7 protein-coding genes and 5 tRNA genes are annotated in these 11,438 nt (G+C 45.9%); 5 read left to right on the top strand and 7 right to left on the bottom strand.

Annotated elements, in window-relative coordinates:
* Positions 1-479 precede the first annotated feature (479 nt).
* The 5 genes from ZX61_RS20060 to ZX61_RS20040 all read right to left on the bottom strand — a co-directional run bounded on the left by ZX61_RS20060 (position 480) and on the right by ZX61_RS20040 (position 1,101).
* Positions 480-556, bottom strand: a tRNA-Pro gene (locus ZX61_RS20060).
* 7 nt (positions 557-563) lie between these two features.
* Positions 564-639 (bottom strand) — tRNA-His (locus ZX61_RS20055).
* 43 nt (positions 640-682) lie between these two features.
* Positions 683-759 (bottom strand) — tRNA-Pro (locus ZX61_RS20050).
* A gap of 155 nt (positions 760-914) precedes the next feature.
* Positions 915-990 (bottom strand) — tRNA-His (locus ZX61_RS20045).
* Positions 991-1,024: 34 nt separating this feature from the next.
* Positions 1,025-1,101, bottom strand: a tRNA-Arg gene (locus ZX61_RS20040).
* Between the two features lie 307 nt (positions 1,102-1,408).
* Here ZX61_RS20040 and ZX61_RS20035 point away from each other — a divergent pair.
* Positions 1,409-1,822 carry a c-type cytochrome gene (locus ZX61_RS20035; protein WP_049846372.1) on the top strand — a complete coding sequence of 138 codons (414 nt, stop codon included), beginning with the start codon at positions 1,409-1,411 and terminating at the stop codon, positions 1,820-1,822.
* 74 nt (positions 1,823-1,896) lie between these two features.
* On the opposite strand, the gene rep is transcribed toward ZX61_RS20035, so the two are convergent.
* Positions 1,897-3,915 (bottom strand): DNA helicase Rep, encoded by a 2,019-nt coding sequence (gene rep / locus ZX61_RS20030; RefSeq protein ID WP_049846371.1) that lies wholly within the window; start codon positions 3,913-3,915, stop codon positions 1,897-1,899.
* Positions 3,916-4,145: 230 nt separating this feature from the next.
* On the opposite strand from rep, the gene ZX61_RS20025 reads away from it, so the two are divergent.
* The 4 genes from ZX61_RS20025 to ubiK all read left to right on the top strand — a co-directional run bounded on the left by ZX61_RS20025 (position 4,146) and on the right by ubiK (position 9,412).
* Positions 4,146-4,712 carry a TetR/AcrR family transcriptional regulator gene (locus tag ZX61_RS20025; protein WP_049846417.1) on the top strand — a complete coding sequence of 189 codons (567 nt, stop codon included), beginning with the start codon at positions 4,146-4,148 and terminating at the stop codon, positions 4,710-4,712.
* Between the two features lie 18 nt (positions 4,713-4,730).
* Positions 4,731-5,837 carry an efflux RND transporter periplasmic adaptor subunit gene (locus tag ZX61_RS20020; protein ID WP_049846370.1) on the top strand — a complete coding sequence of 369 codons (1,107 nt, stop codon included), beginning with the start codon at positions 4,731-4,733 and terminating at the stop codon, positions 5,835-5,837.
* 11 nt (positions 5,838-5,848) lie between these two features.
* Complete coding sequence (locus ZX61_RS20015) at positions 5,849-8,971, top strand: multidrug efflux RND transporter permease subunit (protein WP_049846369.1); 3,123 nt, start codon at positions 5,849-5,851, stop codon at positions 8,969-8,971.
* Positions 8,972-9,160: 189 nt separating this feature from the next.
* Complete coding sequence (gene ubiK, locus ZX61_RS20010; RefSeq protein WP_049846368.1) at positions 9,161-9,412, top strand: ubiquinone biosynthesis accessory factor UbiK; 252 nt, start codon at positions 9,161-9,163, stop codon at positions 9,410-9,412.
* 482 nt (positions 9,413-9,894) lie between these two features.
* On the opposite strand, the gene ilvC is transcribed toward ubiK, so the two are convergent.
* Complete coding sequence (ilvC, locus tag ZX61_RS20005) at positions 9,895-11,379, bottom strand: ketol-acid reductoisomerase (RefSeq protein ID WP_049846367.1); 1,485 nt, start codon at positions 11,377-11,379, stop codon at positions 9,895-9,897.
* Positions 11,380-11,438: the final 59 nt, after the last annotated feature.

The following is an 11,438-nucleotide window of genomic DNA, read 5'->3' as shown; positions in this document are numbered from 1 at the left end:
GGGATGCGGGATGCGGGATGCGGGATGCGGGATGCGGGATGCGGGATGCGGGATGCGGGATGCGGGATGCGGGATGCGGGATGCGGGATGCGGGATGCGGGATGCGGGATGCGGGATGCGGGATGCGGGATGCGGGATGCGGGATGCGGGATGCGGGATGCGGGATGCGGGATGCGGGATGCGGGATGCGGGATTATTTTATCCAGCTAGAGAACAAATACCGTCAACAACTTTCGTTGAGTCACCAACCCCACCTCTAGCAGGACGAAGTCCGTTCCCGATTCTCGAAGCGCAGCGTTCTGTAAGGCGCAGCCCGTTCCTAAATGCAAAAAAGCCCTAGTCTTTCGACTAGGCCTTCAATAGTGATTCGGTGAAGAGCCATTCTTTGAACATCAGGCGAACCCCACTTTGGGTTCTAATCAAATGCACAGTTCTCAAGATGTAAAAAAGCCCTAGTCTTCCGACTAGGGCTTCAATAGTGGTCGGTGAAGAGGGATTCGAACCCCCGACCCTCTGGTCCCAAACCAGATGCGCTACCAAGCTGCGCTATTCACCGAAATCAATGGGGTGGCTAACGAGATTCGAACTCGCGACCACCGGAATCACAATCCAGGGCTCTACCAACTGAGCTATAGCCACCACAGATTTTTTTGTATAACTGCCAGAGCAATTATTGAAATAGTGGTCGGTGAAGAGGGATTCGAACCCCCGACCCTCTGGTCCCAAACCAGATGCGCTACCAAGCTGCGCTATTCACCGACGAATTATTTTTTTACTTGGTTACGTTAATAGAGGGTCTACCCTCTGGTACCGCTTATTCCAAGCGCCGATATACGCTACAAACAACGCTATTCATCGACTTATGTTTTGTCCCGATTTTCATCCGAACAGGAAACCTAGGTTACCTTAATAAATGGGGTGGCTAACGGGACTTGAACCCGCGACAACTGGAATCACAATCCAGGGCTCTACCAACTGAGCTATAGCCACCACTGTAATTTTTACCGATATACCTTTAGGCGAATGGCACGCCCGAAAGGATTCGAACCTTCGACCTTTGGCTCCGGAGGCCAACGCTCTATCCAACTGAGCTACGGGCGCATGCCCTATCGGCGGAGTGGAATAATACGTATATCACACTATGTCGTCTAGTACTTTTTCAACTTTTTTTATCGTTTGGTGCCTTTTTCGGCAATTAAAGTGTGATAAACCCCTATTTCCCATTAGATACCCCCCTGAAAGCGGGTAACTTGTTGTTTATTGCAACAAGTTTACAGGATATAATCACCCATCATTTACATTGATTTAACAGCTGGCCATGCTTTTTGGCAGGGCATAACTGTTGGTCAAGCCACACTCTAATAATGGGTAAGCACGCACTTACCTTCAGGAATGTAAAGTGAGTTTAATGGATATGTCTCGAAAAATGTTAACCGCTTTGGTCGCTGCGATCACTTTTTCTAGCGCCGCTTTTGCAGCGAATGTAAGCCAAGAAGAATATGATGCAATTGCAGAACGTATTAAGCCTGTTGGTGACGTTTACCTAGCAGGAGCAGAACCCGTGAAAGCAGAACCAACAGGCCCTCGCGATGGAGCAGCTGTGTACGGTACTTTCTGTATTGCGTGTCACGCGTCTGGTGTCAGCGGCGCACCTAAAACGGGTGATGCTGGCGACTGGGCTCCGCGTATTGCACAAGGCCACGATGTGCTAAAAGATCATGCTATCAACGGCTTTAATGCAATGCCGGCGAAAGGTTCATGTATGGACTGTTCTGATGATGAAATCGTCGCAGCTATCGACCATATGATCGAAGGCCTATAGAATTACCCTCTATATAGATATAGAAAAGGCTTGGTTTTCACCAAGCCTTTTTAGTCTCTGTCAGCTGAACCAAATTACTTCTTGTTGAACATAGACCTTAGATTAGCAATATGTGCTTGGCCTTTCGCCATTCGTTCCTCTTGGGTAACAGGCTTCTTTACTTGCTCCCATTCTACATCGTCAAATGGCAGCTCATCGAGAAAACGACTTTGTGTCGGTTTAATTAACTCTCCAAACTGACGACGCTCTTTACACATAGTAAAGGTAAGCTCACGTTGCGCGCGAGTGATCCCTACATACATTAAACGGCGTTCTTCTTCAACGTTCTCTTCATCAATGCTGGTTTGGTGCGGAAGAATTCCCTCTTCGGAGCCAATCAGGTAGACGTATGGGAACTCCAAACCTTTAGAGGCGTGCAGTGTCATTAATTGAACTGCGTCGCTATCATCATCTTCTTCGCCTCGCTCCATCATATCGCGCAGAGTCAGACGCTGAACAACTTCTTTTATACTCTTTTCTTCTTGGTCATAGTTGTCTCCTTCAAGGTCCGCCACAATCCAAGAGTAGAGATCTGACACGTTCTTCATCCGCATTTCTGCCGCTTTGGGACTAGCAGAGGTTTCGTATAACCAGTCTTCATAGTTGATATCACGCACTAACGAACGCACCGCTTCAACGGTATCACCACGCTCAGCTTGGTCGGCAATCTTAACTAGCCAAGCAGTGAAGCGACGCAAATTCTCTAACCCGCGACCACTTAATGACTGCTCTAAGCCAATTTCAAAACTGGCTTCAAATAGGCTTTTGCCACGCATATTGGCGTAACTACCCAATTTTTCCAACGTCACTGGGCCAATTTCACGTTTTGGAGTATTCACAATACGTAGAAATGCATTGTCATCATCAGTGTTCACCAAAACTCGTAAATACGCCATGATATCTTTGATTTCAGCGCGAGCAAAAAACGAGGTGCCACCCGATAACTTATATGGCACTCGGTTTTGCATTAAAGACTTTTCAATCAAGCGCGATTGGTGGTTACCACGATACAAAACCGCATAATCTTTATATTCAGTGCGATTAAGGAATTTGTGCGCAATAAGCTCACCAGTAACTCGCTCAGCTTCATGCTCTTCATTTTTTGCCAGCAGAACTTTGAGCTTTTCACCATCAGGAATTTCTGAGAACAGGGACTTCTCATACACGTGTGGGTTATTCGCAATAAGGATATTGGCAGCGCGCAGAATTCGACTGGTTGAGCGATAGTTTTGCTCAAGTTTTATCAGGCGCAGGTTAGGATAATCCTCGCCCAGCAACACCAAGTTTTGCGGCTTGGCTCCGCGCCACGAGTAGATCGACTGATCGTCATCTCCTACCACCGTTAATCGACCACGTTCACCAACAATTAACTTAACTAAATCATACTGACTGGTGTTGGTATCTTGGTACTCATCAACAAGTAGGTAACGAATACGATTTTGCCAACGCTGACGAACTTCCTCGTTAGTACGCAGTAGAAGAACAGGCAATGAGATTAAATCATCGAAGTCGAGCGCGTTATAGGCTTTCATCTGTTTCTGGTACATCTCAAAACAGAAGGCAAACAACTGTTGCTGCTCTCCCTTCGCCTGCGCTTTGGCTTGCTCAGGAGTGAGCATGTCGTTTTTCCAGTTAGAGATTGTACTGAGCAGTTGACGCAGTAGATCTTTATCACCATCGAGCTGTTTTTCTGTCAGCTCTTTAAGCAACGCCATCTGGTCTTGATCATCAAACAGCGAAAATCCAGATTTTAGACCTAATGATTTGTATTCACGCTTGATGATATTAAGGCCCAAAGTATGGAAGGTAGAGACCATTAGCCCCTTAGATTCATTTTTACCTAATGTCTGGCCAACGCGCTCTTTCATTTCACGCGCCGCTTTATTGGTAAACGTCACTGCCGCGATATTACGCGCTTTATAACCACACTGCTGAACCAGATAAGCAATTTTATTGGTGATAACACGCGTTTTACCAGACCCTGCTCCAGCGAGTACCAAACAGGGGCCAGATACGTATTTAACTGCTTCATCTTGATTGGGGTTCAGCTTCATGATCATCTCAGCGGGAGGAAAAATGTGGCGCATATAATAATAGTGCAACAGACAGATTGCTATGTTTATAGCCAAGACAACGACGGCTAAATGTTTCTCAACAAGTGTGAATAACAACTTTTTTCATAAATCATTCGATAGTTTGTTGCATATTTGATGACTTCTTGGGCTATAATGAATGAACGTTCATTCACCAACCTACTATATGTAGATTGTCTGGTTCTCGTTTTATGGTAGATAAAAGACAACAGATCATAGATGCCGCAGAAAAACTGATTGCAGAATCAGGCTTTCAAGGTCTCTCGATGCATAAGTTGGCCAAGGAAGCTGGGGTCGCAGCAGGAACGATATATCGCTACTTCTCTGATAAAGAAGATTTACTGCAACAAGTTCGACTAGCGGTCATCCAACGCAATGCTGAAGTCATTCAGGATGGTGTTGAAGACTTTATGCCGTTAAGAGAACGATTTCGCAAAATGTGGTTAAACATTTTCGATCTCTCGGGGTCAAACATCGGCAACTTAAAGAATCGTGCTCAGTACGACTCTTTACCTTGCGTCCGAAGCCATGAAACCAAAGAGATCGAACGCAAGATGTTTAGCAAAGTGGATCAACTCTTCACTGAAGGGCGAGAACAAGGGATATTTAAACCCCTAGAAAACCCAGTGTTGGCTGCACTTAGTTTAGAAGTCAGTGTCACTCTGGCACGTAAGCAATCTCTCGGATATTACCAACTTGATCAAGACGCCATTAACGCGGCGATCGAAGCGAGTTGGGATGCGATTACAAAACACTAATTTGGAGTTCTAATAAGAATGAAAAAGTGGACTTTCTTTATGTTACTTATCGCAATACTGCTGTTCGGCAGTGTGATAGGTTTCAATCTATTCAAACAACAAAAGATCGCCGAATACATGGCGAATCGTCCTGAACCAGAATTTCCTGTCACGGTAACTGAAGTAAGCCCTGTAGATTGGGTACCTGTGATTGAAGCGATTGGTTTCATCGAGCCAAACCAAGGTGTGACTGTTGCCAATGAAACAAGCGGCGTGATCGACAAGATTGCTTTCGAATCGGGAACTCAGGTTGAAGAAGGCCAGCCTTTAGTAATGCTTGATTCTGACGTAGAAAAAGCAAACCTAAAAAGCTCACAAGCTAAACTTCCTGCTGCCGAAGCCAAGTACAAACGCTACCAAGGTCTGTACAAAAAAGGTTCTATTTCAAAAGAAGCTTATGATGAAGCAGAAGCTAACTACTTCTCGCTAAAAGCGGATATCGAAAGCCTGAAAGCATCCATTGACCGCCGTGAAATAAAAGCACCATTCGCAGGCGTAGTAGGTATTCGTAATGTATACCTAGGCCAATACCTGCAATCAGGCACGGACATTGTGCGCTTAGAAGATACTAGCGTTATGCGCCTGCGCTTCACTGTGCCACAAACTGATATCTCGCGCATCTCGCTTGATCAGGAAGTCGATATCTTTGTTGATGCTTACCCAGAGAAACCATTTAAAGGCTCTATCTCTGCAATCGAGCCAGCGGTTAATATTCAAAGTGGTCTGATTCAGGTACAAGCCGATATCCCGAACAGTGACGGTAAGTTGCGTAGCGGTATGTTTGCACGTGCAAATATCATCCTACCTAAACTAGAAAACCAAGTAACGCTGCCTCAAACGGCAATCACTTTCACGCTATACGGTGACAACGTGTACATCATTAGCGAAGAGAATGGTGAGAAGCGCGTTAAGCAACAAGTGGTTAAAGTTGGCGAACGTACTAAAGATATCGCGCACATCCTTGACGGTGTTAAAGCAGGTGATGTTGTGGTGACTTCTGGACAGGTTCGTTTAAGTAACGACGCTAAAGTTCGTGTAGTAGAAAGCGATGCAACTACTCCACCAGCTGAAACACCAATGCTGTAATTGGAGGCCTCATGCGCTTTACTGATGTTTTTATTAAACGTCCAGTTTTAGCGGTATCGATCAGTTTCTTGATCGCCCTGCTTGGTCTCCAAGCGGTGTTCAAGATGCAGGTTCGTGAATACCCTGAAATGACGAATACAGTAGTAACGGTTAGTACCAGTTACTACGGTGCCAGTGCCGATTTGATCCAAGGCTTTATTACCCAGCCACTGGAGCAGGCCGTCGCACAGGCTGATAATATCGATTATATGACTTCATCTTCTGTTCTTGGTAGTTCAACAATTACCGTCAATATGAAGTTAAATACCGATCCAAATGCGGCGCTGTCTGACATTCTGGCCAAGACAAACTCGGTTCGCTCTCAACTTCCCAAAGAAGCGGAAGACCCAACCGTAACCATGTCGACAGGTTCTACGACGGCGGTGCTCTACATTGGCTTCACCAGTGACGAGCTATCATCAAGCCAAATTACCGATTACCTAGAACGTGTCATCAACCCACAGCTATTCACTGTTAACGGTGTATCTAAAGTTGATCTCTACGGTGGTATGAAATACGCGCTACGCATTTGGTTAGATCCTGCCAAAATGGCCGCGCTAGGCTTAACCGCAACTGACGTAATGAATGTACTCAATGCCAACAACTACCAGTCAGCAACTGGTCAGGCAATTGGTGAGTTCGTACTTTACAACGGTAGCGCAGATACTCAGGTATCTAACGTAGAAGAGCTCTCTAACCTAGTTGTGAGTACTGACGAAGGTAACGTTACTCGTTTAAGTGATATTGCTAAAGTTTCGCTTGAGAAGAGCCATGACATTTACCGCGCAAGTGCCAACGGTCAGGAAGCAGTCGTTGCGGCTATCAATGCAGCGCCAAGCGCCAACCCAATCAACATTGCAGCCGATGTACTTGATTTGCTACCTCAGCTAGAGAGTAACCTGCCAAGCACAATCAAGATGAACGTTATGTACGACTCAACGATAGCAATCAACGAGTCGATTAACGAAGTAGTCAAAACGATTGTTGAAGCAGCTCTGATCGTACTGGTGGTTATTACCCTATTCCTAGGTTCATTCCGTGCGGTAATCATCCCAATCGTTACTATCCCACTGTCACTGATTGGTGTGGCAATGGTAATGCAAGCGATGGGCTTCTCATGGAACCTGATGACACTACTGGCAATGGTACTGGCCATCGGCCTGGTAGTTGATGATGCGATCGTGGTACTAGAAAACGTCGACCGTCACATCAAATTAGGTGAATCCCCGTTCCGCGCTGCGATTATCGGTACTCGAGAAATCGCTGTTCCTGTTATCGCGATGACACTAACATTGGGTGCAGTTTATGCCCCTATCGCATTGATGGGCGGAATTACCGGCTCGCTGTTTAAGGAGTTCGCGCTAACCCTCGCAGGATCCGTATTTGTATCAGGTATTGTGGCACTGACTCTTTCGCCTATGATGTGTTCGAAAATGCTTAAGGCCAACGAAAAACCAAGCAAATTCGAAACGAAGGTTCACAGTATTCTTGACGGTATGACTAACCGCTACGCGAAAATGCTTGATGCCGTTATGCAACACCGACCTGTGGTTATTGCATTTGCTATCATCGTGTTTGCTAGCCTACCGATGCTATTTAAGTTCATTCCAAGTGAACTGGCGCCATCGGAAGACAAAGGCGTAATCATGCTAATGGGGACCGCGCCGTCGAACGCCAACCTAGACTTCATACAAAACACCATGAATGACGTCAACAAGGTGCTGTCTGATCAGCCAGAAGTTGCCTATGCTCAGGTATTTAATGGTGTTCCAAACTCCAATCAAGCATTTGGTATTGCCTCTATGGTGCCTTGGAGTGAGCGTGAAGCTAGCCAGTCTGAAGTGGCAAACCGTGTTGGTGGTTTAGTTGCGAATGTTCCTGGTATGGCAGTCACTGCATTCCAGATGCCTGAGCTACCGGGTGCAGGCTCAGGTCTGCCAATCCAGTTCGTTATCACCACACCAAATGCATTTGAAAGCTTGTTTGCTATCACTACAGATATTCTTACTGAAGTACAATCCAACCCGCTTTTTGTTTATTCAGATCTTGACCTGAACTATGACTCTGCGACGATGAAGATCAGCATCGACAAAGATAAAGCAGGTGCTTACGGCGTTACTATGCAAGACATTGGTATCACGTTGAGTACCATGATGGCAGATGGTTACGTTAACCGAATTGACCTAAACGGCCGTTCGTACGAAGTGATTCCTCAGGTAGAGCGTAAGTGGCGCCTAAATCCAGAGTCGATGAACAACTACTATGTAAAAGCGGCTGATGGTAAAGCGGTACCTCTTGGTAGCTTGATTACGATTGATGTTGTCGCAGAGCCTCGTTCACTGCCTCACTTCAACCAGCTCAACTCAGCCACTATTGGTGCGGTTCCTGCTCCTGGTGCTGCTATGGGTGATGCAATTGCTTGGTTTGAAGATATTGCAGCGAGCAAGCTACCAAGCGGCTATAACCATGACTACATGGGTGAAGCACGTCAGTACGTAACAGAAGGTAGCGCACTATATGCAACATTCGGTCTGGCACTAGCAATCATCTTCTTAGTACTGGCAATCCAGTTTGAGTCATTAAAAGATCCACTGGTTATCATGGTTTCTGTACCACTGGCAATCTGTGGTGCCTTGATTGCTCTAGCTTGGGGTGCAGCTTCGATGAACATCTACTCTCAGGTTGGTCTGATTACTCTGGTTGGTCTTATCACCAAACACGGTATCTTGATCTGTGAAGTAGCGAAAGAAGAGCAGCTACACAACAAACTGAGCAAGACAGAAGCGGTAATGGAAGCAGCAAAAGTTCGTCTGCGCCCTATCCTGATGACAACCGCAGCCATGATTGCTGGTCTTATCCCGCTAATGTACGCAACAGGTGCAGGTGCTGCTCAGCGCTTTAGTATCGGTATCGTAATCGTTGCTGGTCTAGCGATTGGTACTATTTTTACGCTATTCGTACTGCCTGTGATTTACAGCTACCTAGCTGAAAAACATAAGCCTCTACCAGTGTTTGTCGAAGACAAAGACTTGGAAAAGCTAGCACGTGTTGATGAAGCGAAAGCCGCTCAACGTGAACTAGCAGAGAACAAGTAATCTATCACTCCTCTAAGGCCACTTCGGTGGCCTTTTTTATACCTGTAACTTGAGTGCCTACCCGGCTCAGTAGCTAATCAACTATTTATTCTAATTGGTATAACAGCTTCGAATTTTTACTATCGAGATAGCGACTTTCATGTATCAATTACATAGAATGAGCACAAATTGAAAGGAGTTTTAGTCACCATGTTTGACCCAAAGAAACTAGAGCAAATCGCTAAACAAATTCACGATTCGATGCCTGCGCCAGTAAAAGAGCTAGGTGCAGACATTGACCAAAAAGTTCGCCAAGTAATTCAAGGCCAACTAAACAAACTAGACGTAGTCAGCCGCGAAGAGTTTGATGTCCAGACTCAAGTTCTTCTGCGCACTCGTCAAAAGCTTACAGAGATGGAAAAGAAGCTCGCGGATTTAGAAGAGAAGCTAGCGGATAAGTAAGCGAGAAGCGAGATAACCCTGGGGGCTGACGTGAAAACGTCGGCCCTTTTTGTATGCGATTGCTTTAGGAGGAAGGTAGAGGGGGTAGACAGTTACAACTCTTTGTTTTTTATTACTGTCATCCTCAAGAGCGAGAAACGAGAGAGTTGGGGATCTCATACAGTGAGCGAAGAACCGTTAGAGATTCCCTACTCCTTCCTTCGTCAGTCTATGGAATGACGGTTTATCTCTCGACGGGTATAAAGCGACGCCCAAAAACAAAAAGGCTTGGTCAACGGAGACCAAGCCTTTTAATTAGATGTTGTGTTTTATTTTGTATTTATCACCCCAGTCTGCCTGGAGTTCTTTACTAACCTAAGTTAGTGAATTTCGCAGTAATTCAATATTCACAGCTAAGAGCTTAAGTTCGCGGAGGTAACACGAAGTTTGCGCGAGCAAATGAGTATTACCGACAAAGAAATTAAGCTCCTTAGCGAAGAAGATTAGCCGCCTACCGCGATGTTCTTCATATCTGTCATATAACCACGTAGCTCTTCACCAATGTACTCTACTGGGTGGTTACGAATAGTATCGTTAACTGCGATTAGCGTTGCGTTATCTACTTGGTTAGACGTCTCGCCTAGACCTTTACCAATTACGTCTGTACCTACTGAAGGCATGAACTTCTCACGTAGTAGCGGCGTTGCTACGTTAGCAAATAGGTAGTTACCGTATTCTGCTGTGTCTGAGATTACTACGTTCATTTCGTATAGACGCTTACGTGCTACTGTGTTTGCGATTAGTGGTAGTTCGTGTAGAGATTCGTAGTACGCAGACTCATCGATGATGCCTGATGCTGTCATTGCTTCGAATGCGAGTTCAACACCTGCACGAACCATTGCCACTAGTAGGATACCGTTGTCGAAGTACTCTTGCTCAGAGATTTCGATATCGCCTGCTGGGTAGTTTTCAAATGCTGTTTCGCCTGTCTCTTCACGCCAGCCTAGTAGGTTTGCGTCATCGTTAGCCCAGTCAGCCATCATAGTGCTTGAGAACTCACCCGTGATGATGTCATCCATGTGCTTGTTGTAAAGCGGACGCATTAGCTCTTTTAGCTCTTCAGACAGCTCAAATGCTTTGATTTTCGCTGGGTTAGATAGACGGTCCATCATGTGAGTGATGCCACCGAACTTCAGTGCTTCAGTGATGGTTTCCCAACCGTACTGTAGAAGTTTACCAGCGTAGCTTGGGTCGATACCGCCAGCAACCATCTTCTCGTAAGATACGATAGAACCTGCTTGTAGCATGCCACATAGGATAGTTTGCTCACCCATTAGGTCAGATTTAACTTCCGCTACGAATGAAGATTCTAGACAACCTGCGCGGTGACCGCCTGTACCTGCTGCCCATGCTTTCGCGATATCCCAACCTTCACCTTTTGGATCGTTCTCTGGGTGAACAGCGATTAGCGTTGGTACACCGAAGCCACGCTTGTACTCTTCACGTACTTCTGTACCTGGACATTTAGGCGCAACCATCACAACTGTTAGGTCTTTACGAATTTGCATACCTTCTTCAACAACGTTGAAGCCGTGTGAATAACCTAGTGCCGCGCCTTCTTTCATTAGCGGCATTACTGTTTCAACTACATTAGTGTGCTGCTTGTCTGGCGTAAGGTTGATCACTAGGTCTGCTTCAGGGATTAGCGTTTCGTAGCTTGCTACTTCAAAACCGTTCTCTTTTGCGTTCTTGTAAGATTGACGCTGCTCGTCAATCGCAGCCTGACGTAGTGCGTACGCTACGTTTAGACCAGAGTCACGCATGTTTAGACCTTGGTTTAGGCCTTGAGCACCACAACCAACAATCACCACTTTCTTACCTTTCAGGTAATCAGCTTCAGTTGCGAACTCGCTGCGATCCATAAAACGACAACGACCTAGTTGGTCTAGCTGCTCGCGTAGGTTTAAAGTGTTGAAATAGTTAGCCATCAGGGCGCTCCTTTAAAGAATTTTTCCGTTGAGGTCGGTAGCTTGGGTACCGAATGAGT

Source organism: Vibrio sp. VPAP30 (assembly GCF_001188205.1).
GTDB lineage: Bacteria > Pseudomonadota > Gammaproteobacteria > Enterobacterales > Vibrionaceae > Vibrio > Vibrio bivalvicida.
The sequence above is the reverse complement of the archived record's forward strand: the minus strand, read 5'-3'. Positions and strand labels throughout refer to the sequence as shown.